The following is a 24600-nucleotide window of genomic DNA, read 5'->3' on the forward strand; positions in this document are numbered from 1 at the left end:
ACACGGGAGGTGGCGACGGTGACAGCACCCGGACAAGGCAGTTGGCAGCCCGACCCGGAGGGGCGCTACGACTACCGCTGGTTCGACGGGCAGCGGTGGACGGATCAGGTGTCCAAGGGCGGACAGGTGATGCATGCTCCGCTGGGCCAGGCACCGGGCCCGCAGTCCGGTCCTGCGCCCGGCCAGGCGCAGGTCCAGGCACAGGTCCAGCAGGGCCCTGGCGGCGGTGACGGATTCGCCGGAATCACCGGCGATCTCGTCGACGGCAGGTTCAGCGAGAAGGAAGCCAAGGCGATCGCGAACCAGAACGCCAAGCTGCTCCGCGTCCGACTGGGCGAACCGTTCATGGCCCGGCAGGGCTCGATGGTCGCCTACCAGGGCAACGTCGAGTTCGCGTTCGAGGGCGGCGGGGCCTCGAAGTTCATCAAAAAGGCGCTGACCGGCGAGGGACTGCCGCTGATGCGGTGCGCCGGGCAGGGCGACGTCTTTCTCGCCGAGCGCGCCTACGACGTCCACCTGCTCAACCTGACCAACTCCGGCCTGTCGATCAGCGGCAAGAACGTGCTGGCGTTCTCGTCGAGCCTGGACTGGAACATCGAACGCGTGAAGGGCGGCAGCATCGCCACCGGCGGACTGTTCAACACCACGCTGCGCGGGACCGGCTGGGTGGCGCTCACCACCGACGGGCCGCCCGTGGTGCTCAACGCCGCCGAGGCCCCCACCTTCGCCGACACCAATGCGGTCGTGGCGTGGTCGGCCAACCTGCAAACGCAGCTGAAGACGAGCTTCAAGGCCGGGGCGCTGATCGGCCGCGGATCGGGCGAGGCCGTCCAGGTGTCGTTCTACGGCAACGGATTCGTGATCGTCCAGCCGTCCGAAGGCGTGCAGATCACCACGACGCAGTAGCTCACAGCTCCAGCTGCACCGTCACCGGACCGTCGTTGACGAGTGCGACGGCCATGTCGGCGCCGAACGCGCCGGTCTGCACGTGCGCCCCCAGCGCGCGCAGCGCGTCGGCGAACGCGTCGACCAACGGCTCGGCGACGGCCCCGGGCGCGGCGGCGTTCCACGTCGGCCGCCGACCCTTGGTGGTGTTGCCGTAGAGGGTGAACTGGCTGACGACCAGGATCGGCGCACCGATGTCGCTGGCCGACTTTTCGCCGTCGAGAATCCTCAACTGCCAGAGCTTTTCGGCCAGACGCTGCGCCTTGGCCGGTTCGTCGTCATGGGTGACGCCGACCAGCGCGAGCAGCCCCTGGGTGGCCGGGGTGATCTCGCCGACCACCTCGCCGGCCACCGTCACGCGCGCGGACGTCACCCGCTGCACGAGCACCCGCATCTAGAGGGATCCGAGAATCTGCTTCATCGTGGCGATCTCGCGCTGCTGGGCGTCGATGATGTCGCGGGCCAGCTTCTTGGCGTCCTCGGCCTTGCCCGTGTCGAGCTCGGTCTGCGCCATCCGCACAGCGCCCTCGTGGTGGGCGATCATGCCGGTGAGGAACTGTCGCGTGGCGTCGACACCCTGGGCCTGCCGCAGCTGCTCGAGCTGCTGGTCGCTCATCATCCCCATGCCCATGTCGCTCATGTCGTGGCCCTCGTGGTTCATCACCGGGGCGCCCCACTCGGTGAGCCACTTCTGCATCGTCGCGATCTCCGGGCCCTGGGCGGCCTTGATCTGGTTGGCGAGCTCGACCACGCGGGGATCGATGCCCTGCTTGGCGAGGATGATGTCGCTCATCACGATCGCCTGCTCATGGTGGGGAACCATGCCCGAGGCGAAGGAGACGTCAGCGTCGTTGTGCGCCGCTGCCGGATCGGCAGTCTGCGACATCGACCCGTGATCGTGCGAGGCCGACGCACCGGCATCCTCGGTGCTGCTGCTGTCGGTACATCCCGTCAGCAGGAGAACCAGGGCGGCTCCCCCTGCTGCCGCTGCGGCCTGCAGTCTGCGTGTGGACATCATTGTCGCGCTCCCTTCAAACCTGATTGCATACCCTAGGGGGGTATGGTACACATGTGTGGGCGGGCGCTTCACACGGCCCCGGGAAAGGACCTCCCATGACCACCACCACCATCAGCGTCGAGGGTATGACCTGCGGTGGGTGCGCCAATTCGGTGCGCGCCGAACTCAGCCACATCCCCGGCGTCCACGACGTCGACATCGACCTCTCCCACGGTACGGTCACGATCGCCAGCGACGCTCCGATCGTCGCCGCCGATCTCCGGTCCGCGATCGAAGAGGCCGGCTACCAGCTGGCGAGCTGACCGCGATGTCGGCCACGACGAGAATCGCCGCCTTCACCGCGCTGCTCGCGGCGGTGTTCGCCGTATCACTGTGGTTCGGGCATGCCGTCGGCCCCGAGCCGGCCGCCCCGGCCGGGGTGTCGCACCAGCACGACGGGGGCCACCCATGACCTCGGTCGAGTTGGCGATCGACGGAATGACCTGCGCCTCGTGCGCGGCCCGGGTCGAGAAGAAACTCAACAAGCTCGACGGCGTCACGGCGACGGTGAACTTCGCGACCGAGAAGGCGCGCGTCGAGTACGGCGGCGCCGTGACGCCCGACGAGCTCGTCGCCGCGGTGGAGGCGGCCGGGTATCACGCATCGCTGCCGCAGCAGGCTCCCGCGGCTGAGGCGGCCGTCGACGACCCCGCTGCGGCCCTGCGCCGCCGCCTGCTGATCTGCCTGGCGTTGACGGTTCCGGTGGTCGCGATGGCGATGGTGCCCGCGCTGCAGTTCACCTACTGGCAGTGGCTGTCGCTGACGCTCGCGGCGCCGGTCGTGGTCTGGGGGGCGTTCCCGTTCCACGCGGCCGCATGGACGAACCTGAGGCACGGCGCCGCGACGATGGACACGCTGATCTCGGTGGGCACGCTCGCCGCCTTCGGCTGGTCGATCTACGCGCTGTTCTGGGGCAGCGCGGGCGTGCCGGGGATGACGCACCCGTTCGAGCTGACGATCGCCCGCACCGACGGCAGCGGCAACATCTACCTGGAGGCCGCAGCCGGGGTCACGACCTTCCTGCTGGCGGGCCGCTACTTCGAGGCACGGGCGAAGCGACAGTCGGGCGCGGCTCTACGGGCGCTGCTCGACATGGGCGCCAAGGAGGTGTCGGTCCGCAGAAACGGTGCCGAGCACCGCATTCCGATCGACCAGCTGAACTCCGGCGACGAGTTCGTGGTGCGGCCCGGCGAGAAGATCGCCGCCGACGGCGTGGTGGTCGAAGGGTGCTCGGCCGTGGACGCCTCGATGCTGACCGGGGAGTCGGTGCCCACCGAGGTGGCGCCTGGCGACGAGGTGGTCGGTGCGACCGTGAACGTCGACGGGGTCCTCGTGGTGCGCGCGCCGGGTCGGCGCCGACACCCAGTTGGCGCAGATGGCGCGGATGGTCGAGGACGCGCAGAACGGCAAGGCTCAGGCACAGCGCCTCGCCGATCGGATCTCCGGGGTGTTCGTCCCGATCGTGATCGCGTTGTCCGTTGCGACACTAGGGTTTTGGCTCGGCACGGGCGCGCCGGTGGCGGCCGCGTTTACCGCGGCGGTCGCGGTGCTGATCATCGCGTGCCCGTGCGCGCTGGGGCTGGCGACGCCGACCGCGCTGATGGTCGGCACCGGCCGCGGTGCGCAGCTGGGGATCCTGATCAAAGGCCCGGAGGTGCTGGAGTCGACCCGGCGGGTGGACACCGTCATCGTCGACAAGACGGGGACGGTGACCACCGGCACGATGACGCTGGACGATGTCGTCGCCGCTGACGGCGAGCAGCCCGACGAGGTGCTGCGCATCGCCGGTGCGGCGGAGAGTGCGTCGGAGCATCCGATCGCGCGGGCGATCACCGCCGGGGCGCGGGACAAGCTCGGGGACCTGCCGGCGGTGACGGCGTTCGAGAATCTGCGCGGCCTCGGCGTGCAGGGCACCGTCGACGGGCGGGCCGTGGTGCTGGGCCGGATCAGGTTGCTCGACGAGCGCGGGTTCGAGATCCCTGCGGAGCTGACGGCAGCCGCGCAGTCGGCCGAGTCGGACGGCCGCACCGCGGTTGTGGTGGGCTGGGACGGCCGGGCGCGTGGTGTGCTGACGGTGGCCGATGCTGTCAAAGCCTCGTCGGCAGAAGCGGTTTCGCTGCTGAAGGAGCTGGGACTGGAGCCGATCATGGTGACCGGAGACAACGAGGCGGTCGCCCGCGCGGTGGCCGCGCAGGTCGGGATCAGCCGGGTCATTGCGGGAGTGCTTCCGCAGGAGAAGGTCGACACCGTGGTGCGCCTGCAGGGTGAGGGCAAGGTCGTCGCGATGGTGGGCGACGGCGTCAACGACGCGGCGGCGCTGGCGCAGGCCGACCTCGGTCTGGCGATGGGCAGCGGCACCGACGTCGCGATCGAGGCGAGCGACCTGACGCTGGTGCGCGACGACCTGCGCGCCGTGCCTGATGCCATCCGGTTGTCGCGCAGGACATTGGCGACGATCAAGGGCAACCTGTTCTGGGCGTTCGCCTACAACGTCGCCGCGCTGCCGTTGGCCGCCGCAGGGTTGCTCAACCCGATGATCGCCGGCGCCGCGATGGCGTTCAGTTCGGTCTTCGTGGTGAGCAACAGCCTGCGGCTGCGCGGTTTCACGCCGGCCCGCTGACCGGAACGCAGTGTGGCGCGTGCGAGCTGCGCATCGCTCGCGCCCACCGAAAGGATTGTCGGGGAACGTACCTCACGGTCCCTGGTCGTCTTCGGGCAGGAGGTAACGTTCGGGGTGGTGGTAGCCGTTGACGCGATGCTGACCCCGGTCGAGGTCGGGTGGGGGGACCCATTCGGTCCGGCCTTTGGTGTTTCGGTGGGTGGTCCACTTGGTGGTCTCGATCATCCGGTTTTCCGGGCCGCAGGCCAGGGTCGTGGTGTCGACGTCGGTGCGTCCGCCGTTCTTCCAGTCGGTGAGGTGATGAACCTGGCACCAGTAGCCGGGCACGGTGCAGCCGAGCCTCGTGCAGCCGCGGTCCCGGGCGTGCAGCACGATCCGTTGCGCCGGCGAGGCGATCCGTTTGGTGCGGCCGAGGTAGAGGGCTTGGCTGGTGTGGTGATCGAACACCGCCAGATAGTGGAACGCATGCGAGGCCATCCGGATCAGATCACCCATCGGCAACAGGGAGCCGCCGCCGGTGACCGCCACCCCCGCCCCCTTCTCCAACTCCTGCAAGGTCGTGGACACAATGACGGTGACGGGTAATCCGTTGTGCTGGCCCAGCTCCCCGGAGCACAGCGCCATCCGGCCGACCGCGAGCCAGGCGTCGTGGCGACGCTGCGCCNATGACGGTGACGGGTAATCCGTTGTGCTGGCCCAGCTCCCCGGAGCACAGCGCCATCCGGCCGACCGCGAGCCAGGCGTCGTGGCGACGCTGCGCCGGACTGCGGGTGTCAGCGCGGCGCTGCTGCTCGTCAGGCTGGCCGTCGATGCAGGGGGTGTCGTCGTCGGGGTTGCAGGCGCCGGGGGCGGCGAGTTTGGCCTCGAGGGCTTCATAGACCGCCCGCCATTCCGGAGTCACCCAGCCCGACAGCTTGCTCATCCCGTCGGCCTGCTGCTCACCCAGGGTGACACCACGGCGGCGGGCGCGTTCGGCGTCGGTGGGTTCGGGACCGTCCTGATCGATCTTCGCCGCCAACCGCTCGGCCGCCTTCTTCAAGTCCTCGGGCTTCAGGCCCGCACCCACCGAGGCCAACTGGCGGTCCGCGGCGGCCCGGGTGCCCACATCCACCCAGCCGGGCAGCTTGTCATGAAAGGTCGCGATCACCGCCACATGCTCAGCATCGAGGGCGCCACGGGCTTGGGCGGCGGCGGTGGCCTCCCACACCGGCGCCAACGGCTCCCCGCTGATCGCTCGGCGCGGGCCCAGCGAAGCGGCGTGCTCCAGCCGGCGTTTGGCCTCACGATCAGAGACGCGCAGCGCGGTGGTGAGCACCTTCTTCCACGACGACTCACCCAGGCACCGCGGCTCCGTCTCGGCGGTCAGCCGGGCCAACACCCGATGCTCCAACGCCGGGACGCTGCGCAGCACGGTCGTCACCTCTGCGAGCAGCTCCACGAGCTCGCGGTGGGACAGGGTGTCGCAGGCGTCGTGCAGCATCGCGATCTGCGAACGGATCGCCTCCACCGCACTCGCGACTTCCCCCACATATCGAACACTAGTTCGAACCACCGACATGTCCGCCGCGATTTGTGACAGCAGAAACGCAAGTGGCCAAAGATTTTTGAGAGGTTCGCGGCGCCAATTCAGCCCTGCGCTTACTCTCCGTCCGCCCCAGCGCCCCGCGCCCGGAACAGCTTGATGTCGGACTTGAATCCCTTCAGGTGCCGGGCGCCGGCGAACGACCAGACGAACCGCTCGTCGTCGCCGATCGCCTCACGCGCGGACTCGGACACCAGAACCGATCCGGGGCGGGCAGCGCCGGTCACGCGGGCGGCGAGGTTCACCGGGCTGCCGAACCAGTCCCCCTCCCGGCTCACCGCCATTCCGGTGGCCACGCCGACGCGCAGCCGCGGAAAGTCGCTGTCGCCGTCGGTTGCGTCGACCAGTCGCAGCACCGCCTCCAGCAGCGGCGCCGGCTCCGGACTGACCAGCATCACCTCGTCGCCGATGGTCTTGATGAAGCGCACCGGCGCGACGGCGACCTCCCGCGTCATGTCCGCGAGCCGCTGCGCGAGCCGCTCGAGATCCTCGGGCGGCAACGCCTCCCCGAGCCGGGTGAATCCGACGAGGTCGGCGAACGCGATCGTGACCAGTCGCGCGCCCGGCAGGTGCTGCCCCTCGGCGCGTTCGGTGGCGTTGACGGCCTCGGTCTCGATGGCGTGCCGGAGCTGCAGCAGCAGGACATCCTGGATCAACGGCCCGAGCAGCGGCGCCAGCCCTGCCACCAGCGACTCCGACGCCTTGGCGATCTCCAATTCCGTTGCTGACGGGTGTAATACGGCGGCCAAGGCCGCGTAGCGCATCGCCTCCGCGGCACGCGCGAGACCGTCGCCGAGCAGCCGGGTGATCTGCACCAGCTCGTCGGCATCGATCCCGGCGGCCAGGAAGTCGCGGGTGAACTTGGCCGCCTCGGCGTCGGCGCGCAGCAGCACGGCCGCGTCGGGATCCTCGACCCGCGGCAACCCCATCGCGCGCTGGATCCGCTCGAAGAGCTCCAACTCGACGCCGTGCTTCTCGGCCGCCTCCCGCGCCGACACGTACACGCCGTCGTCGCCGATGACACGGCGCGACGCCAGCAGCATCGGCGAGGTGCTCGCCTTGATCTGCTCGATCGTCACGCCCCGTTCGAGCAGCCAGGGGATCAGCTCGGCACGCTCGGCCCGCGCGCTGCCCTCGAGCCCGTCGAGCAGCCCGGTCGCTTCGAGATCGACGTCGTCGGTCACCGGCTCAACCTACCGTGCGCTACACAGGAGTCATGACCTCACCGACGGTGCGCAGCTTTCCGCCGCTCGCGACGGCCGACGCCCGGATCCTGATCCTGGGCAACATGCCCGGAGTCGTGTCGCTACAGGCCGACCAGTACTACGCGCATCCGCGCAACGGGTTCTGGCGGATCACCGCAGAGCTCTTCGGGTTCGACGCCGCGGCGCCCTACGACGACCGCGTCCGCCGGCTCACCGGGGCCGGGGTCGCCGTCTGGGATGTCCTGCAGTCCTGTCGCCGCATCGGCAGCCTCGACGCCGCCGTCGAACCGGACAGCATGGTGGCCAACGACTTCGCGGACTTCTACGCCGCGCACCCGGGAATCAGCCACGTCTACTTCAACGGGGCGGCGGCCGAACGCAACTACCGTCGGCTGGTGGAGGTGACGGGGCCGCGGCAGTACACGCGGCTCCCCTCGACGAGCCCGGCCCACACCTGGACCGTCGAGACGAAACTCGCCGCCTGGCGCGCGATCACGGCGTGAGGCGAGCGTGCGCGACGGCGTACTCCCCCGGCGTGCACCCCAGCATCGCGCGGAAGTCGTTGATGAAGTGGGCCTGGTCGTACCACCCCAGCCGGACCGCCAGATCCGCGAAATCGACGTCGGCGCAGCTCTCGATCTCCAGCGCGGCGTTCTGCAGCCGGTAGCGGCACAACACCCACTTGGCCGGCACCCCGACGTAGCGCCGGAACACACGCTGCGTCGTGCGTGCGCTCCACGGCGACAGCGCCATCACTTGCTCGACCCGATGGATGCCGGTGTCGTCGCGCATCCGGTCGACCAGGCCGGTCACCGCCCGATAGGTCGAGTCCGGCTCAGGCGCCGCACCGATCAGCCGATCCCATTGCCCTGCAGCATCGTTCACGTCATCAGCGATGTGGACGGGGCCGCCGAACAGATCGTCCCCGACAGCCCGGATCCGGCCCGTCATCGCCGCGGCGTCCCCGCCGAACCTCGCGGTGAATCCCCCGGGCCGGAACCGCGCACCGACGACGGCACCCCGTTCGCTGAGGGTGGTGCGGAACACGTGCGCCACGACGCCGTGCACCAGCGTGGCCGGTAGCGAAAAGCCATGTCGCACGCGATCGGAACCCCATTCGTGGGTCAGATGCAGCGAAGGAAACGTGATCACCGTGTTCTCGACCGGCGACCGGCCGCGCAGGTCCCACGTGACCGACCAGAAGTGCTCGACGAACCGCGCGGTGTCGCTGCTGGGCGCCCAACGCTGCAGGTCGTACAGCGACGAACTCGCTGACCGGCCGACCACACCGCGCGTCGGCGGCTCGACTGTCGCCTTTTTCCAAGCCCCCATGGCATCGAGGCTACGAAACTCGGGGGCATGTCTGCACACCCCATCCCTTCCGGATACACCAGCCTGACCCCGTTCCTCTGCGTCGACGGCGCCACTGCGGCCATCGACTTCTACACCGCGGCGTTCGGCGCCACGGTCGTCGAGAAGATGGACCGCCCCGACGGCACCGTCGCCCACGCCGAACTCGACTTCGGCTCCGGCCGTCTGCAACTCGGCGATCCGGCCGAGGCCTACAAGATCACCGCGCCCGACCCCTCCGCCGACGTGGCGACGTTCTCGATCGCGCTGTACTGCAGCGATGTCGACGACGTCGTGGACCGGGCGCGCCGCGCAGGTGCGACGGTGCGGGAGGAACCGCAGGACTTCGCCACCGGCGACAGATTCGCCTCCCTAAGAGACCCGTTCGGGGTCCGCTGGACGGTGATGACACGCATCGAGGACGTCTCCGCCGAGGAGCGGGACCGTCGGCTGGGCGAATGGGCCGAGCAGAACGTCCACTAGCGTGGCGGGATGTCCTGCGTCTTCTGCGCCATCGTCGAGGGTGCCGCTCCCGCCATCAGGATCCACGAGGACGACGACTACCTCGCGATCCTCGACATCCGGCCCTTCACCCGCGGCCACACGCTGGTCATCCCAAAGCGCCACACCGTCGACCTGACCGACACCCCGCCGGAGACGGTGGCCGCGATGACCGTGCTCGGCCAGCGCATCGCGAAGGCGGCACGGGCCTCGGGTCTGCACGCCGACGGCAACAACATCGCGATCAACGACGGCAGAGCGGCCTTCCAGACGGTGTTCCACATCCACCTGCACGTCGTACCGCGCCGCGACGGCGACAAGCTGTCCTTCGCCAAGGGCATGCTGGTGCGCCGCGACAACGACCGCGAGGAGACCGGGCGGCTGCTGCGCGAGGCACTGGCGCAGATCGACACCGCCGAGTTGGATTGACCAGATGAACATCGCTCTGTGGATCGAGCAGAACATCGGCACCCGGCTGCTGATGGTGCACGACAGCCTGTATAAACGCACCAACGGCCGGATCGGTCACCGCATCCCACTGCCCGGCGTACCGCCGAGCCTGCTGCTGCACACCGTCGGCGCGAAGACCGGCAAGCAGCGGACCAATACGCTGTCGTACTTCCCAGACGGCGGCCACTACTACGTCGTCGCCTCCAAGGGCGGCGACCCCAGGGCGCCGGGCTGGTACCACAACCTCAAGGCGAAACCGGACATCGAGATCAACATCGGGCCACGGCGATTGGCGGTCACAGCCACGCCGGTGCCGGCCGACGATCCCGACTATCCGCGGCTGTGGGAGTTGGTCAACCGGGACAACAGCAACCGGTACAACGGCTACCAGAGCCGGACCAGCCGCAAGATCCCGCTGGTGCGGCTGACACCGAAGAGCTAGAACAGCTCCTTGGCGAGCAGCTCAAGGGTGGCCTCGCGGGCCGGCGCGGCCGCCGGATCGGTGCCGCGGTGCGCCGAGGCGACCGGGTGGATCATCACCTCGTCGACGTCGAACGAGGCAGCCAGCGCACGTACCTGCTCGGCGGCCTCGGACGGGCTGCCCACGACAGCTTGGCGCAGACCCGCGTCGATGACGGCCTGCGCCCGGGGGCCGAGGTGCTGCGTCTCGGCGTCCTCCACCAGGTCCACCGCGCCCAGCGGCACCCCGGTCCGCAGCCGCGCCATCATCTGCAGGTTCGGCAGCACCAGACGCATTGCCTCGTGGTGTGTTTCGGCGACGACGGCGTTGACGGTGAGGAACGTGACAGGCTCGGGGGTCAGCTCGCTGGGCCGGAACTCGTCGCGGTAGGTCTGCAGCGCCTCCGCGGTGCCCTGACCCGAGAAGTGGTGGGCGAACACGTACGGCAGACCCTTGGCCGCAGCCAGGTGCGCCGAGTACATCGACGACCCGAGCAGCCACAGCGTCGGCTCCGACGCGGCGGCCGGCGTGGCCTTGAGGATGTAGTTGTCGCGCATCAGGTCACGCGGCAATGCCACCCGCACTCCCCGGGCGCTCATCAGCGCGACGACGTCGTCGAGGTACTCGGGGAACGCCTCGATGTCCCGGTCGTCCCGGCCGGCGGCACCGCGCAGCGCCATCGACGTCACCGGGTCCGAGCCGGGGGCGCGGCCGATGCCCAGGTCGATGCGTCCCGGATGGGCCGCTTCGAGCAGCGCGAACTGCTCGGCGACCGCCAGGGGTGCGTGGTTGGGCAGCATCACCCCGCCGGAACCGAGACGCAGCGCCGTGGTGTGCGCGGCGAGGTGGGCCAGCAGCACCGGCGGGCTGGTCGCCGCCACCGAGGGCATGTTGTGGTGCTCGGCCACCCAGTAGCGGGTGTAGCCGAGCCGGTCGGCGGTCTGGGCCAGGCGTGTCGTCGCGGCCAGCGCATCGGAGGTGTTCTGGTCGGAGCGCACGGGAACGAGGTCGAGGACGGAAAGGCGCATTGATTGTGCAACGCGCCGAGGGGTCGCGACGTTCCCGATCGGCGTGATCAACGCGCCGGCATCGCCCTGGCCTGGGCGAAGATGTCGTCCATCATCGCGGGGGTCAGCCGGCCGGTGAACGTGTTCTGCTGGCTGGGGTGATAGCAGCCCAGCAGCACCACCTCCCCCTGCGGCGTGGACAGGGGCGCCGTCACCCCGTGACCGAACTTGGGCGCCGGCGTGCCCACCGCCCCGCCGGCCCGGCGGATCATCGCGAGCGCGGCCTGCCACGCGATGCCACCGAGCGCGACGATCACCCGCACGTGCGGGCCGATCAGCCGCCACTCCGCGTCCAGCCACGGCGCGCAGGTGCTGCGCTCAGCCGGGGTCGGAGCGTTACCCGGCGGTGCACAGCGCACGGCTGCGGCCACCCGAATGTCGTTGAGCACCAACCCGTCTGCGCTGTCGGTGGCTGTCGGTTGATTGGCCAGGGCCGTGCGGTGCAGCGACCCGAACAGGAAGTCGCCCGACCGGTCGCCGGTGAACACCCGCCCGGTGCGGTTGGCGCCGTTGGCTGCAGGCGCGAGCCCGACGACCAGGATCCGCGGCTGTTCGGCGCCGAAGCCCGGGGCCGGCCGGCCCCAGTACGGCTGGTCGGCGAACGACTTGCGCTTCACCGTCGCCACCTCCTCCCGCCAGGCGACCAGCCGCGGGCAGGCCCGGCACACCGACACCTCGGCGTCGAGCTGGGTGACGGTGGTGGCGGCCTGCGCCAGCGCGGCGACGTCGGCGGGCGTCCCGGCGACCACGGTGCGCGTGTTCGCGGGGTCGCCCGGCCATCCGGAACCCGGGCGCACCGGGGAGTCGAACAGCGCACCCGTGCGCGGATGGGGCAAACTCACCGGTCCACCTGTTCGTTACCAGATCGCACGGTTCATCGTTACCACGAAACACGCTTCGCCTCAGCCGAGCGGCGCCGCACGTCCCGCACCATGGATCGCCTGAGAGACATTGGCCACGGGGTGAGGTGGGGAGAAGTTCATGCGACGAGCGAGCGCCGCGGTGGTGGGAATCTGCGTCCTGGTGACCGGGTGCGGCGACACGATCAGCAACGCCGAGTCGCCGACGCCGACCAGGACGATGATCCCGCGCCCGCTGATGGAGCGTGAACTCGCCGGTCTGCTGCTGCGCCCCGAGCAGATCTCCGCCACGATGGGCGCGCCGATGGCGGTCACCGAGGCGCAGTCCGCGATGTCGGACAACAGCGCGATCATGGCCCCGCCGGAGTGCCTGGCGATCGACGGCGCCGCCGAAGCCCAGGTGTACGCCAACAGCGGCTTCGGCGCCGAGCGCGACCAGAGTTTCAATGACGGCGACGCGTTCAAGCACTACTCCAAGCAGGCCGTCGTGATGTTCCCCTACCTGGAGAAGGCCGCCGAGTTCTTCGACGCGTCGGCCAACCAGTGGCCGGCCTGCCACGAATACACCCACACCCAGAGCGAGTCGCAGTGGACGGTCGGCGAGATCCGCAACGCCGACCACGTGCTGAGCACCGTCGCGATGCAGCGCGACGCCGCCGCCCCGGGGTGGGGCTGCGGACGGGCGCTGATGCAGCGCAACAACATCATCATCGACGTCAACACCTGCAGCGCGAACCCCGCCGACACGGCGGTCAAGATCGCCGACCAGATCGCCGCGAACGTCGCGGCGACGTGGTAGCCGCCCCGAGACTTGCTACCGTGCGCCCATGAATCGGCGCGGCCCGCTGCTGCTGATCCTGTTCGCCGCGCTGATGGCGGGCGCGGGTAACGGCATCTCGATCGTCGCGTTCCCGTGGCTGGTGCTGCAGCGCACCGGATCCGCGCTGGACGCGTCGATCGTCGCGATGGCCGGCACGCTGCCACTGCTCGCCGCGACACTGATCGCCGGCGCCGCGGTCGACTTCCTCGGCCGGCGCCGGGTGTCGATGATCTCCGACGCGCTGTCGGCGCTGTCGGTGGCCACCGTCCCGGTGCTGGCCCTGCTGTTCGGCGCGCAGGCCGTCAACGTCGCGGTGCTCGCCGGATTGGCCGCTCTCGGAGCACTTTTCGATCCTGCCGGCATGACGGCCCGGGAGACGATGCTGCCCGAGGCGGCCGGCCGCGCCGGCTGGACCCTCGATCACGCCAACAGCGTCTACGAGGCCGTGTTCAACCTGGCCTACATCGTGGGGCCCGGGATCGGCGGTCTGCTCATCGCGACGCTGGGCGGGATCAACACGATGTGGGTGACCGCCGCGGCGTTCGTGTTGTCGATCGCGGCGATCGCGGTGCTGCGCCTCGAAGGCGCGGGCCGGCCCGACCCGACGGCGATGAGCGACGGGGTGTGGGCGGGCATCGTCGAGGGGTTGCGTTTCGTGTGGCGCAACAAGGTGCTGCGCACCCTGGCGTTCGTTGACCTGGCCGCGACCGGGCTCTACATGCCGATGGAGAGCGTGCTGTTTCCCAAGTACTTCACCGACCGCAACGAACCCGCCCAGCTGGGCTGGGTGCTGATGGCGCTCAGCGTCGGCGGCCTGGTGGGTGCGCTGGGCTACGCGGTGATGTCGAAGTACACCCGCCGGCGCACGGTGATGCTGACCGCGGTGCTGACCCTGGGCGTGGCGATGACGGTCATCGCGTTCCTGCCGCCGCTGCCGGTGATCCTGGTGCTGTGCGCGGTCGTCGGATTCGTCTACGGCCCGATCGCGCCGATCTACAACTACGTGATGCAGACCCGGGCGCCGCAGCACCTGCGCGGCCGCGTGGTCGGGGTGATGGGATCGCTGGCATATGCGGCCGGGCCGCTGGGTTTGATCCTGGCCGGGCCGCTCGCCGACGCCGCCGGGCTGCATGCGACGTTCCTGGCGCTGTCGCTGCCGATGCTTGCGCTCGGGGTGGCTGCGGTGTTCCTGCCGGCGCTGCGCGAACTCGACCGGCCGGCGACGAGCTAGCGGCGAGCGCGGACCGGTGGCGTCACGCCGCGCGTTGCGCTGCCGCGAACAGGTTGATCCCCGTGGCCTCGCGCTGCACCTCGACGGGCGTATCCCCGAACGCCGACTGCGCGAACAGGCCTTCGAGGTCGGCGGGCGACCGATGGATGAGGCGCCAATCCAGCAGATGGTCCATGAACGCCCTGTCCGGATTGTCGACATCGAAGTTGCCAACGACAGCGGTTCCACCCGGGCGCAGAACCCCGTGAATCCAGGTGAGCAGCCGCACGACGAGACCGTCGGACAGGTAGTCGATGAGGCCGATCGAATACACGAGATCCTGATCGGCCAACCCGAGTGTGTTGTGCCCGAGGGCCAGTTTGACGACATTGGCCTGGACGAGCGAAACCCGTTCCGTCACATCGAGGCTGCGCGCGATGGCCCCGGCGTAGGTCAACGCCTGATCGTCGATGTCCAGGCAGGTGGCGACGATGTCCGGGTGCTCCGGTTCGCCGAGGACATCGAAGATCTCCCGGGCCGGCCCACAGGCCAGGCTCGTGATCGCGGTCGGCGCGCCCGGCCGGGTCCGCGCGGTGTCGACGATGATGTCGCGCAACAACCCTCGTCGGTTCTTGACCGCACATGAGGCCGCGATACCGAGAAACCACCGGTCGACGTACGGGCCGAGCCTGCGTACGCCCTGCGGTTGGTCGTCGTACACCATCTGCAAGGTCAGGAAGTCACCGGCGTACCCGCGGGGCTTGGTGTAGGAGCGGTCGACCAGCGCGCTGAGGCTGAGGTACGGGTAGGTCTCGCCGTGCACGAAAGCGCCGATGTCGTCGACGGCAGGGTCACCGGCCCGCAGGTGCGTGCGGACCTGCTCCGACAAGGCATCGCAGGCGGCGCTGACGCGGGCCTGCACCTGCTCACCGGTTGCCCGGCCGGAGATGATCAGTTTGTCCGCGGCCAGCATCGCCGCCTTGAACTCCGCGGTGGCCAAGGCCACGGGACGAGGAATTCCCTTGTTGGAAAGGAGAATTGACGCGTCGGCACGACCGTTGCGGGGGGCGTCGTCGATGAGGGTCATCGCGTCTCCTCGGAGGCGGATCGGAGGTACGGCCGGAGCCCGCGGCGTGTCCGCGGTCAGGTAAATCCTCGGGCTCCGTCGCGGCCCCGCCCTCAGTAATGCAGTACGTAACTTTCCGCAGCGCCGACAGTGGTCGGTTAGATCACCGACCTGCTGGGTAGCCCTCGATGAAATGTGATCAGCGCCACAAATCGAGGTCAGCCGTGTACCAGCAAGTTCTCGATCCGGTCGGGGGATCGCTCGCACTGAGCGCCGCGGTGGCAGCCGTGCCCCTGCTGCTGTTGTTCGTCCTGCTCGGGGCGGTGAAGATGACGGCCTGGGTGGCGTCGCTGATCTCGCTGGCCGTCAGCATCGTGATCGCCGTGGCCGTGTACGGCATGCCGGTCGGCCAGACCCTGCTGGCCGGCACGGAAGGCGCCGCGTTCGGCTTCTTCCCGATCCTGTGGATCGTCATCAACGCCATCTGGGTGTATCAGATGACCGTCGAGACGGGACATTTCGACGTCCTGCGGCGGTCGTTCAGTTCCGTCAGCGACGATCAGCGCATCCAGGCGGTCATCATCGCGTTCTCCTTCGGCGCGCTGCTCGAGGCCCTCGCGGGCTTCGGCACTCCGGTGGCGGTGACGTCGGTGATGTTGATGGCGCTCGGATTCCGGCCGATCAAGGCGGCGGTGCTCGCGCTGGTCGCCAACACGGCTCCGGTGGCGTTCGGGGCGATGGCCACCCCGATCATCACGCTGGGCCGGGTCACCGAGCTGCCCGCCGACACCCTCGGCGCGATGGTCGGCAGGCAGACCCCGATCCTCGCGCTGTTCGTACCGCTGGTCCTGGTGCTGATCGTCGACGGCCGCCGCGGTGTGCGCGACACCTGGCCCGCGGCACTGATCTGCGGCGTGGTCTTCGCGATCGCGCAGTACGCGACGTCGAACTTCCTGTCCGTACCGCTGGCCGACGTGGTGGCGTCTCTGCTGTCGGCGGCCGCGGTGGTCGCGCTGGTCCGGGTCTGGCAGCCGCGGCGATCGCCGGAAACGCACCCCGCGGTCGTGGCCGGCGGCGCGGCCGACGAACCGACACCGGAGTTCGCCGCACGCGCCGGCCGCGTCGCGCACGAGGAGCCCGATGCGCGGGCCGATGTGGTCCGCGCCTACGCGCCCTACGGCATCATCATCGCGGTCTTCGTGGTGTGTCAGATCCCCGCGGTCAAGCACCTGCTCGATGGTGCGACGTTCGCGTTCACCTGGCCGGGCCTGAACGTCGTCGACGCCGACGGCGACCCGTCCTCGCTGACCAAGTTCACCCTCAACCTGCTCACCACCCCCGGCACACAGATGCTCGTCGCCGGTGTCCTCACCATGGTGGCGCTGCGACTCTCGGTGCCGCGCGCAGTCAAGGCCTACGGGGCCACGCTGCATCAGCTCCGCTGGGCGATCGTCACCGTGATGGCCGTTCTCGCACTGGCTTTCGTGATGAACCTGTCGGGTCAGACGATCACGCTCGGCACTTGGATGGCGGGTGCGGGCGGTGCGTTCGCCGTGCTGTCCCCCATCCTGGGGTGGCTCGGCGTCGCGGTCACGGGCTCCGACACGTCGGCGAACTCGCTGTTCGGCGCGCTGCAGGTGACCGCGGCCCACCAGGCGGGGCTCTCCGAGCTGCTGATGGCCGCGTCGAACAGCTCCGGCGGGGTGCTCGGCAAGATGATCTCCCCGCAGAACCTCGCGATCGCCGCCGCCGCGGTCGGACTGAACGGCAAGGAGGGCGACATCTTCCGTCGCGTGGTGCTGTGGAGCCTGGGCTTCCTGGCGCTGATGTGCATCCTGTCCGGACTGCAGGCCTCCGTGCTGTCGTGGATGGTCCCGTGACTCTTCTAGCATCGACAGGTGGTCTCCGACGTGCTCGCTGAACTGATCTCCGCTCTTCCCGACGGCACCGTCGTCACCGATCCCGACATCCTCGAGTCCTACCGGCACGATCGCGCGGCCGATCCCGGCGCCGGCACCCCGATGGCCGTCGTCCGTCCGCGCCGCACCGAGGAGGTCCAGGCGGTGCTGCGGTGGGCCAGCGCGCACCGCGTCGCCGTCGTCCCGCGCGGCATGGGCACCGGACTGTCCGGCGGGGCCACCGCACTGAACGGCGGAATCGTGCTGTCCACCGAGAAGATGCGCGACATCTCCGTCGACCCCGTCACCCGCACCGCCGTCGCGCAGCCCGGGCTGCTGAACGCCGAGGTGAAGAAGGCGGTCGCCGAGTACGGGCTCTGGTATCCGCCGGACCCGTCGTCCTACGAGATCTGCAGCATCGGCGGCAACGTCGCCACCAACGCGGGCGGGCTGTGCTGCGTCAAGTACGGCGTCACCACCGATTACGTGCTGGGCATGCAGGTGGTACTGGCCGACGGCACCGCGGTGCGCCTGGGCGGCCCCCGTTTGAAAGACGTTGCGGGACTGTCGTTGACGAAGTTGTTCGTCGGCAGTGAGGGCACGCTCGGGGTGGTCACCGAGGTCACGTTGAAGCTGCTGCCCGCCCAGCACGGCGCGTGCACGGTGGTCGCGACGTTCGACTCCGTCGAGGCCGCCGCGAACGCCGTGGTGACGATCACCGGCAAGATCCGGCCCTCGATGCTGGAGTTCATGGACGCCGCGGCCATCAACGCGGTGGAGGACAAACTGCGGATGGGTCTGGACCGCGACGCCGCGGCGATGATGGTCGCCGCCAGCGACGACCGCGGCCCGGCGGGGGCGCGGGACGCCGAGTACATGGCCGAGGTGTTCACCGAGCACGGCGCCAAGGAGGTGTTCTCGACCTCGGATCCCGAGGAGGGTGAGGCCTTCGTCGCGGCGCGGCGCTTCGCGATCCCCGCGGTGGAGGCGCGGGGCTCGCTGCTGCTCGAGGACGTCGGTGTGCCGCTGCCCGCGCTGGCCGAACTGGTGGCCGGCGTCGAGAAGATCGCCGCCAACCACAACCTGCTGATCTCGGTGATCGCGCACGCGGGCGACGGCAACACCCACCCGTTGATCGTGTTCGACCCCGCCGACGCGGACATGGAGAAGCGCGCCCAGCAGGCGTTCGGGGAGATCATGGACCTCGCCGTCGGGCTGGGCGGCACGATCACCGGCGAGCACGGTGTCGGCCGGCTCAAGCGACCGTGGCTCGCCGGCCAGCTCGGCCCCGAGGTGATGGAGCTCAACCGGCGGATCAAGGCGGCGCTCGATCCCGACGGCATCCTGAACCCGGGTGCGGCCATCTGACCCTTGACACAGATGCGGTACCTGTCGTACCCATAAGACATGACCGCGATTCTGTCTCAGGGTTCGCCCGCGCGCTTCCAGCTGGCCTCCGCGGCCACCTGGCCGGCGCCCTGGGACATGTACCGCGCGCTGCGCGACCACGATCCGGTGCATCACGTCGTACCCGAGGACAGGCCTGACCACGATTACTACGTGCTGTCCCGGCACGCCGACATCTGGGCCGGCGCGCGGGACCACCAGACCTTCTCGTCGGCGCAGGGCCTGACGGTCAACTACGGGGAACTCGAGATGATCGGGATGGCCGACAACCCGCCGATGGTCATGCAGGACCCGCCCGTGCACACCGAGTTCCGCAAGCTGGTGTCACGGGGTTTCACACCCCGTCAGGTCGAGGCGGTCGAGCCCAAAGTCCGTGAGTTCGTCGTCGAGCGCATCGAGAGGTTGCGCGCCCACGGCGGCGGGGACATCGTCGCCGAGTTGTTCAAGCCGCTGCCGTCGATGGTCGTCGCGCACTACCTCGGCGTGCCCGAAGCCGATCGTGGGAAGTTCGACGGCTGGACCGAGGCGATCGTCGCCGCCAACACGACCGAGGGCGGGGTCGCCGGGGCCCTGGACAGCCTCGGCGACGCGCTCGGCGAGATGATGACCTACTTCACCGCGCTGATCGAACGGCGGCGCACCGATCCGGCCGACGACACCGTCTCGCACCTGGTGGCCGCGGGCGTCGGCGCCGACGGCGATATCGCCGGTGTGCTGTCGATCCTCGCGTTCACGTTCACCATGGTCACCGGCGGCAACGACACCACCACCGGCATGCTCGGCGGCTCGATGCAACTGCTGCACCAGCGGCCCGATCAGCGCCGGCTGCTCACCGCCGATCCGGGCCTGATCCCCGATGCCGTCGACGAGTTCCTGCGGCTCACCTCGCCGGTACAGGGCCTCGCGCGCACGGCCACCCGCGACGTCACGATCGGCGAGCGCACCATCCCCGAGGGTCGCAAGGTGCTCTTCCTCTACGGCTCGGCCAACCGCGACGAACGCGAATACGGCCCGGAAGCAGACGAACTCGACGTCACCCGGCACCCCCGCAACATCCTCACGTTCAGCCACGGCGCGCACTTCTGCCTCGGCTCGGCGGCCGCGCGGATGCAGTCACGAGTGGCGCTGCACGAACTGCTCACCCGCATCCCGGATTTCGAGGTCGACGAGGCCGGAATCGTCTGGGCCGGCGGCAGTTACGTGCGCCGCCCGCTGTCGGTGCCGTTCACGGTGACGAGCTGATGGCCGGGGACTGGCTGGCCTCGCGCCGCACCGAGGTCGCGGCCGACCGCATCCTCGACGCGGCCGGCGAGTTGTTCGTCCACAAGGAGGCCGCCACCGTCGGCATGAACGAGATCGCCTCGGCCGCAGGATGTTCCCGCGCGACGCTGTACCGCTACTTCGAGAACCGGGATGCGCTCTACACCGCCTACGTGCACCGCGAGAGCTACCGCCTCTACCGCGAGATGACCGAGCAGATCACGTCGATCGTCGACCCGCGCGAACGGCTCATCGAGGGCATGCTCTCCTCGCTGCGCAACGTCCGCAGCAGCCCGGCGCTGGCGTCGTGGTTCGCGACCACGCAACGGCCCATCGGCGGCGAGATGGCCGAGCAGTCGGAGGTCATCAAGGCCCTCACCGAAGCTTTCGTCATCTCGCTGGGACCCGACGAACCGCACACCATCGAGCACCGGGCCCGCTGGCTGGTCCGCGTCATGACGTCGCTGCTCGTCTTCCCAGGACACGACGAGGCCGACGAGCGCAGCATGCTCGAGGAGTTCGTCGTGCCGATCGTGCTGCCGGCCCGCGAAGCCGGTCAGGCCACCCAGTAGGCCTGCGCTTTGACCGATCTGCGCGCCATCCCGTAGTCGTCGCGCAGCACCCGGGCCACCGCGCGGGTCGCGCGGTTGTCGCAGGCGACCCAGCCGAAGTGGTCGGGAGCGTCGAAGGCCGCCGCGGCGACCGCGTCGACGAGCGCGTCCCCGTCACGGTCGACCCAGGTCGCGGGGTGCCGCACCGGCAGCAGCCGGTCCTCGGCATGGGCGGCTTCGAGGAAGACGTGGGCGGGTGCGTCCCCGATCGCGTCGAGCAGGGAATTGATCGCCGGCAGCGACGCGGTGTCGCCGACGACGACGTACCCGGCCGGCGCCGGGGTGGGCAGTGCGAAGTTGCTGCCGAGGACGGTCGCCTCGATGGTGTCCCCCGGCTCGGCCTGCTGCGCCCAGCGTGCGGCGACACCGTCGTGCAGGGCGAACTCGACGTCGACGGTGTCGGCGGCCGGATCGGGATCGACCAGGGTGTAGCCGCGCTGGTGCAGCCGCTCGCCGTCGGGGAACCACAGCCGGATCCACATCGTCGGGTGCACGGCCCGGTCGGCCAGCAGGCCGCCCGCGGCGAAGCTCAGCCGCAGGTAGTGCGGCCCGATCTGGTGGCGATCCGTCACCGTCAGTTCGTAGTCGCCCGCACGCATCAGCTTGAGCACCGCCCCCGCGAAACCGCGGGACTGTCTTACCGTCGCCATTAGGCGAGGGTAACCTAACTCGATCGGACGGTGGGTCGCACGCGGGTGACGCGGTGCAGCAGCCATGCCAGCGGAACGGTGACCACGAGCGTGCCGAGAAACAGCAGCCACACCGAGCCGTTGTAGATCGGGTAGTGCAGGACCTCGACCATGACCAGCTCCATCGTCACCAGATGGATCAGGAAGATCTCGTAGGAGATCTCACCGAGGAACACCATCGGCCTGCTGGCCATCAATCGGGCGTACACGCCGTGCTGGGGTCCCAGCGCCAGCGGCGCGACCACGAGCGTCGCGATGACGGCGTAGAACACCGTCTTGGCCAGGGCCTCCCACAGCAGCGCCGGCGACGTCGTCGGCTCGCCCCCGATCGGCGTCGACACGATGAAGTAGCTGACGACCACGACCGGCAGACACACCAGCGCGTAGGCGCGCACCCGCATCGGCGCCAGCACCGCGAGCACCATCCCGCCGATGAACCACGCCAGGTATCCCGGCAGCCACAGCCGGGCGCCGTCGGGCAGGAAGTCGGTCTTGTGGACCAGCGTCAGCCAGGCCGGAGAGATCAGGGCCAGGGCACCCAGCCCGGCCAGCAGCCGGCCCGGCCGCCAGCGCCGCCGGCACAGCACGACGATCAGCAGGTAGGCCATCGCCGGCAGCGCCACGTAGAACGCCGCCTCGACCGCGAGGCTCCACATCTGCGTAAGACCCTGGTGCAGAAACGAATACAGATAGTTGTCGGTGTAGATCTGGGTCAGGGTCAGGTTACGCACCAGCCCCTCCCAGGTGTGTCCGGGGTTCGGCCCGGCCGTGCGGAAGTGGTAGATGAGATAGGCCGCGACGACAGTGACCGCATAGGCCGGCATGATGCGGCGCACCCGGTGCCACGCGTAGCGCCGCACCGACGGCGCCGGCGCGCCCGCGGCGCAGGCGTTCACCCACGGACCGAACAGCAGGAATCCCGAGAGCACGAAGAAGATCGGCACCCCGATCTCCATCCGGGAGAACATCAGCCCGACGTAGCCCAGCCCGTACTTGCCGGTGGTGTACGCGGCGTGGGTGAGCACCACCAGCAGCGCGGCGACCGCACGGATTCCGGTCAGCGAGTCGACCCGGCCCGTCGGGGTCACCGACTCCAGGCCGCCCTGGGCGTCGGCGTCTCGGGACAGCGTCATCGGGCGCTAGGGAGAGTTGCGGCGCGCCTTCGGCCCGCGATCGGGTTCGAGGTGGATCAGCTGGCCCTGGATGCGGGTGTTCTCCAGCTTCTTCAGCGTCTCCCGGGACAGGTTGGCCGGCAGCTCCACCAGCGAGTAGTCAAGCTTGATCGCGATGTGGCCGAAGTCGCTGCGGTGCAGGCCACCCTCGTTGGCGATGGCGCCGACGATCGCACCCGGCATGGCTTTGTGCCGCTTGCCGACCGCGATGCGATACGTCGCCAGATCGCTGCGCCGCTCCCGGGACTTGCGGGGACCGCGATCGTCGCGATCGGGCCGGTCCGGCCGGTCGCGCTTCTCGCGGCGCTTCTCCGGCGGCGGCTCGGTCATCAGGAACTCTTCGCCGTCGCGGCTCTGCAGCGCCAGCGCGGCGGCGATGTCGGCCATCGGCACGTCGTGATCGCGTTCGTAGCCCTCGACCAGCGTGCGGAACAGTTCGATGCCGGGCGCCGCCAGCGCCTGGGTGATCGAGTCGGTGAACTTCTGCACGCGCCGCTCGTTCACGTCGTCGACAGAGGGAAGTTCGGATTCGACGAGCTTCTGGCGGGTGACCCGCTCGATCGCGCCGAGCAGATGGCGCTCGCGCGGCGTCACGAACAGCAACGCCGTCCCGGAGCGGCCGGCCCGCCCGGTGCGGCCGATCCGGTGCACGTAGGACTCCGGGTCGTGCGGGATGTCGAAGTTCACCACATGCGAGATCCGCTCCACGTCCAGACCGCGCGCGGCCACGTCGGTGGCGACGAGGATGTCGATCGAGCCGTCCTTGAGCGCGTTGATCGTGCGCTCACGGACCGCCTGCGGGATGTCGCCGTTGATGGCCGCCGCGGCGAACCCGCGGGCCTTGAGCTTCTCGGCCACCTCCTCGGTGGCCTGCTTGGTGCGGACGAACACGATCATCGCGTCGCCCTGCTCGACCTCGAGCAGCCGTGTCAGCGCGTCCATCTTGCGCGGATACGACACCTGGATGTACCGCTGCGTGATGTTCTCCGCGGTCTGGGTCTTCGACTTGACCGTCACCTCGACCGGGTCGTGCAGGTACTTGGCGGTGATCTTCTTGATCGCCGGCGGCATGGTCGCCGAGAACAGCGCGACCTGCTTGTACTCGGGGGTGTCGGCCAGGATGCGCTCGACGTCCTCCGCGAAGCCCATCTGCAGCATCTCGTCGGCCTCGTCGAGCACCATGTAGTCCAGGTGGCTGACGTCCAGCGTGCCCTTCTCCAGGTGGTCGATCACCCGGCCGGGCGTGCCGACCACGATGTGGGCGCCGCGCCGGAGTCCGGCCAGCTGGGGGCCGTAGGAGCTGCCGCCGTACACCGGCAGCACGTTGACGTTCAGGTGCGCGCCGTACCGGCTGAACGCCTCGGCGACCTGCAGGGCCAGTTCCCGGGTCGGGGCCAGCACCAGCGCCTGGGTGGTGCGGCTGGAGGTGTCGATCTTGCTGAGGATCGGGATGGCGAACGCCGCGGTCTTGCCGGTGCCGGTCTGCGCCAGGCCGACGACGTCGGAGCCGGCCAGCATCGCCGGGATCGTCGCCGCCTGGATGGGTGAGGGCGACTCGTAGCCGACATCGTTGACCGCCTGCAGCACCGCGGGGTGGATCTGCAGGTCGGCAAAGGTCGTCTCACCGGGCAGATCCACGCTGTCGGGGGCCGTATCGGAGGTGGTCATCGTGGTGGCAGTCTAGTGCCCCTCACAGGTCTCACGGCACCGCGCGCCTGTTGGCCACCCCCAGGGTGCGGACGGTACGGTCGCCACTTGTGAAATGGGCAGCGGTCGTCGGCGCCGCCGCTCTCGTTCTCGCGGGGTGCGGCTCCGGGGACTCGACGGCGTCGAAAACCCCCGGACCCACAGCGGCGTCACCGCCCGCGGCTGCCCCATCGTCCGCGCCGGCGCCCCTGGGTCCGCCGCCGGGGCCGACGGCGTCGGAGGACCCGTGCGCCACCGACCTGGCCGCGCCCGAGATCGCCAAGGCGGTCTCCGAACTACCCCGCGATCCGCGCAGCAACCAGGCGTGGAGCCCCGAACCGGTGGCCGGTAACTACAACGAGTGCGCGCAACTGTCGGCGGTGATCGTCAAGGCGAACACGAACTCGCAGAACCCCAACACCCGCGCGGTGATGTTCCACCGCGGCAAGTTCATCCCCACCGGCGTGCCCGACACCTACGGCTTCAACGGCCTCGACAGCGTCGGCACCACCGGCGACACCGTGGCGCTGAAGTACTCCAACGGCGTGCCCGGCCTCGACAGCATCGTGAAGTTCCGCTGGAACGGCAGCGGGGTCGAGCTGATCGGCAACACGCCGCGCTGACCCGCCGCTGCCCCCGCCGCGGAAGCGCATTCCGGGCTGCGATTTAGGCCCGGCAGCGACC

General features: G+C 69.7%; 25 protein-coding genes and 2 pseudogenes. 15 read left to right on the forward strand and 12 right to left on the reverse strand.

Annotated elements, in window-relative coordinates; translation table 11 throughout:
- The first annotated feature begins 18 nt into the window (after positions 1-18).
- Positions 19-906: an AIM24 family protein gene (locus MCHLDSM_RS30150; RefSeq protein WP_048474086.1), complete on the forward strand. Its 888-nt coding sequence runs from the start codon at positions 19-21 to the stop codon at positions 904-906.
- A 1-nt stretch (position 907) separates the two neighbouring features.
- Here MCHLDSM_RS30150 and dtd read toward each other — a convergent pair whose 3' ends face one another.
- Entirely contained in the window at positions 908-1339 is a 432-nt protein-coding gene (dtd, locus tag MCHLDSM_RS30155) for a D-aminoacyl-tRNA deacylase (protein WP_048473476.1), read from the reverse strand.
- Complete coding sequence (locus MCHLDSM_RS30160; RefSeq protein WP_048473477.1) at positions 1340-1963, reverse strand: DUF305 domain-containing protein; 624 nt, start codon at positions 1961-1963, stop codon at positions 1340-1342. It lies immediately after the preceding gene.
- Between the two features lie 95 nt (positions 1964-2058).
- Between MCHLDSM_RS30160 and MCHLDSM_RS30165 the strand changes: the two genes are divergently transcribed.
- The 3 genes and pseudogenes from MCHLDSM_RS30165 (at position 2059) to MCHLDSM_RS30170 (ending at position 4622) form a co-directional block, all read left to right on the forward strand.
- Positions 2059-2265, forward strand: coding sequence for a heavy-metal-associated domain-containing protein (locus tag MCHLDSM_RS30165; protein ID WP_048473478.1), 207 nt, complete (start codon positions 2059-2061; stop codon positions 2263-2265).
- A 5-nt stretch (positions 2266-2270) separates the two neighbouring features.
- The gene (locus MCHLDSM_RS38660) at positions 2271-2414 is read left to right on the forward strand and encodes a hypothetical protein (RefSeq protein WP_168439969.1); all 144 of its coding nucleotides are present in this window, start codon (positions 2271-2273) and stop codon (positions 2412-2414) included.
- A pseudogene (locus MCHLDSM_RS30170) lies at positions 2411-4622 on the forward strand (heavy metal translocating P-type ATPase). Before MCHLDSM_RS38660 ends, MCHLDSM_RS30170 begins: the two are co-directional and overlap by 4 nt.
- A 72-nt stretch (positions 4623-4694) precedes the next feature.
- Here MCHLDSM_RS30170 and MCHLDSM_RS39940 read toward each other — a convergent pair.
- From MCHLDSM_RS39940 to MCHLDSM_RS30180, 3 genes and pseudogenes are all read right to left on the reverse strand, one after another.
- The coding region (locus MCHLDSM_RS39940; protein ID WP_234714242.1) for an HNH endonuclease signature motif containing protein at positions 4695-5286 on the reverse strand (592 nt) is incomplete at its 5' end.
- A 1-nt stretch (position 5287) separates the two neighbouring features.
- Positions 5288-6180 (reverse strand): annotated as a pseudogene (locus MCHLDSM_RS39945) (DUF222 domain-containing protein); the annotation flags it as partial.
- An 80-nt stretch (positions 6181-6260) separates the two neighbouring features.
- Complete coding sequence (locus tag MCHLDSM_RS30180) at positions 6261-7388, reverse strand: adenylate/guanylate cyclase domain-containing protein (RefSeq protein ID WP_048473479.1); 1128 nt, start codon at positions 7386-7388, stop codon at positions 6261-6263.
- Positions 7389-7420: 32 nt separating this feature from the next.
- Between MCHLDSM_RS30180 and MCHLDSM_RS30185 the strand changes: the two genes are divergently transcribed.
- Positions 7421-7912 carry a DNA-deoxyinosine glycosylase gene (locus tag MCHLDSM_RS30185; protein WP_048474087.1) on the forward strand — a complete coding sequence of 164 codons (492 nt, stop codon included), beginning with the start codon at positions 7421-7423 and terminating at the stop codon, positions 7910-7912.
- On the opposite strand, the gene MCHLDSM_RS30190 is transcribed toward MCHLDSM_RS30185, so the two are convergent.
- Positions 7902-8741, reverse strand: coding sequence for a helix-turn-helix domain-containing protein (locus tag MCHLDSM_RS30190; protein WP_048473480.1), 840 nt, complete (start codon positions 8739-8741; stop codon positions 7902-7904). The genes MCHLDSM_RS30185 and MCHLDSM_RS30190 overlap by 11 nt on opposite strands.
- A 27-nt stretch (positions 8742-8768) precedes the next feature.
- On the opposite strand from MCHLDSM_RS30190, the gene MCHLDSM_RS30195 reads away from it, so the two are divergent.
- From MCHLDSM_RS30195 to MCHLDSM_RS30205, 3 genes are read left to right on the forward strand one after another with little or no spacing between them, the layout of a single operon-like run.
- The gene (locus tag MCHLDSM_RS30195) at positions 8769-9242 is read left to right on the forward strand and encodes a VOC family protein (RefSeq protein WP_048473481.1); all 474 of its coding nucleotides are present in this window, start codon (positions 8769-8771) and stop codon (positions 9240-9242) included.
- Positions 9243-9251: 9 nt separating this feature from the next.
- Positions 9252-9689: an HIT family protein gene (locus tag MCHLDSM_RS30200; protein WP_048473482.1), complete on the forward strand. Its 438-nt coding sequence runs from the start codon at positions 9252-9254 to the stop codon at positions 9687-9689.
- A 4-nt stretch (positions 9690-9693) separates the two neighbouring features.
- Positions 9694-10152 carry a nitroreductase family deazaflavin-dependent oxidoreductase gene (locus tag MCHLDSM_RS30205; protein WP_048473483.1) on the forward strand — a complete coding sequence of 153 codons (459 nt, stop codon included), beginning with the start codon at positions 9694-9696 and terminating at the stop codon, positions 10150-10152.
- Here MCHLDSM_RS30205 and MCHLDSM_RS30210 read toward each other — a convergent pair.
- Complete coding sequence (locus MCHLDSM_RS30210) at positions 10149-11198, reverse strand: LLM class flavin-dependent oxidoreductase (protein WP_048473484.1); 1050 nt, start codon at positions 11196-11198, stop codon at positions 10149-10151. The two genes, MCHLDSM_RS30205 and MCHLDSM_RS30210, sit on opposite strands and share 4 nt — an antisense overlap.
- A gap of 47 nt (positions 11199-11245) precedes the next feature.
- Positions 11246-12079, reverse strand: a complete 834-nt coding sequence (locus MCHLDSM_RS30215; protein ID WP_048473485.1) for a uracil-DNA glycosylase — start codon at positions 12077-12079, stop codon at positions 11246-11248.
- 139 nt (positions 12080-12218) lie between these two features.
- Here MCHLDSM_RS30215 and MCHLDSM_RS30220 point away from each other — a divergent pair, with 139 nt between their 5' ends.
- Positions 12219-12896 carry a sensor domain-containing protein gene (locus tag MCHLDSM_RS30220; RefSeq protein ID WP_048473486.1) on the forward strand — a complete coding sequence of 226 codons (678 nt, stop codon included), beginning with the start codon at positions 12219-12221 and terminating at the stop codon, positions 12894-12896.
- A gap of 28 nt (positions 12897-12924) precedes the next feature.
- Positions 12925-14148: a multidrug efflux MFS transporter Tap gene (tap, locus tag MCHLDSM_RS30225; RefSeq protein WP_048473487.1), complete on the forward strand. Its 1224-nt coding sequence runs from the start codon at positions 12925-12927 to the stop codon at positions 14146-14148.
- 22 nt (positions 14149-14170) lie between these two features.
- Here the strand turns inward: tap and MCHLDSM_RS30230 are convergent, their stop codons facing one another.
- The gene (locus tag MCHLDSM_RS30230) at positions 14171-15214 is read right to left on the reverse strand and encodes a class I SAM-dependent methyltransferase (protein ID WP_053083130.1); all 1044 of its coding nucleotides are present in this window, start codon (positions 15212-15214) and stop codon (positions 14171-14173) included.
- A 203-nt stretch (positions 15215-15417) separates the two neighbouring features.
- Here MCHLDSM_RS30230 and MCHLDSM_RS30235 point away from each other — a divergent pair, with 203 nt between their 5' ends.
- The 4 genes from MCHLDSM_RS30235 to MCHLDSM_RS30250 are packed head-to-tail and all read left to right on the forward strand — an operon-like array spanning position 15418 to position 20330.
- Positions 15418-17073 carry an L-lactate permease gene (locus MCHLDSM_RS30235; RefSeq protein ID WP_048473488.1) on the forward strand — a complete coding sequence of 552 codons (1656 nt, stop codon included), beginning with the start codon at positions 15418-15420 and terminating at the stop codon, positions 17071-17073.
- Between the two features lie 18 nt (positions 17074-17091).
- A complete protein-coding gene (locus MCHLDSM_RS30240) occupies positions 17092-18459 on the forward strand; it encodes an FAD-binding oxidoreductase (RefSeq protein WP_048473489.1) in 1368 nt (455 codons plus the stop codon).
- Between the two features lie 39 nt (positions 18460-18498).
- Positions 18499-19740 (forward strand): cytochrome P450, encoded by a 1242-nt coding sequence (locus MCHLDSM_RS30245; protein WP_048473490.1) that lies wholly within the window; start codon positions 18499-18501, stop codon positions 19738-19740.
- Positions 19740-20330 (forward strand): TetR/AcrR family transcriptional regulator, encoded by a 591-nt coding sequence (locus tag MCHLDSM_RS30250; protein WP_048473491.1) that lies wholly within the window; start codon positions 19740-19742, stop codon positions 20328-20330. The genes MCHLDSM_RS30245 and MCHLDSM_RS30250 overlap by 1 nt, the downstream gene beginning before the upstream one ends.
- Here the strand turns inward: MCHLDSM_RS30250 and MCHLDSM_RS30255 are convergent.
- The 3 genes from MCHLDSM_RS30255 to MCHLDSM_RS30265 are packed head-to-tail and all read right to left on the reverse strand — an operon-like array spanning position 20315 to position 23898.
- Positions 20315-21019: a siderophore-interacting protein gene (locus tag MCHLDSM_RS30255; protein ID WP_048473492.1), complete on the reverse strand. Its 705-nt coding sequence runs from the start codon at positions 21017-21019 to the stop codon at positions 20315-20317. The two genes, MCHLDSM_RS30250 and MCHLDSM_RS30255, sit on opposite strands and share 16 nt — an antisense overlap.
- 14 nt (positions 21020-21033) lie before the next feature.
- Complete coding sequence (locus tag MCHLDSM_RS30260) at positions 21034-22191, reverse strand: acyltransferase family protein (protein ID WP_048473493.1); 1158 nt, start codon at positions 22189-22191, stop codon at positions 21034-21036.
- A gap of 6 nt (positions 22192-22197) precedes the next feature.
- Positions 22198-23898, reverse strand: coding sequence for a DEAD/DEAH box helicase (locus MCHLDSM_RS30265; protein WP_048473494.1), 1701 nt, complete (start codon positions 23896-23898; stop codon positions 22198-22200).
- Between the two features lie 89 nt (positions 23899-23987).
- Here MCHLDSM_RS30265 and MCHLDSM_RS30270 point away from each other — a divergent pair, with 89 nt between their 5' ends.
- Complete coding sequence (locus tag MCHLDSM_RS30270) at positions 23988-24539, forward strand: LppP/LprE family lipoprotein (RefSeq protein ID WP_048473495.1); 552 nt, start codon at positions 23988-23990, stop codon at positions 24537-24539.
- Positions 24540-24600: the final 61 nt, after the last annotated feature.

It is taken from the genome of Mycolicibacterium chlorophenolicum, from assembly GCF_001044235.1.
Classification (GTDB): domain Bacteria; phylum Actinomycetota; class Actinomycetes; order Mycobacteriales; family Mycobacteriaceae; genus Mycobacterium; species Mycobacterium chlorophenolicum.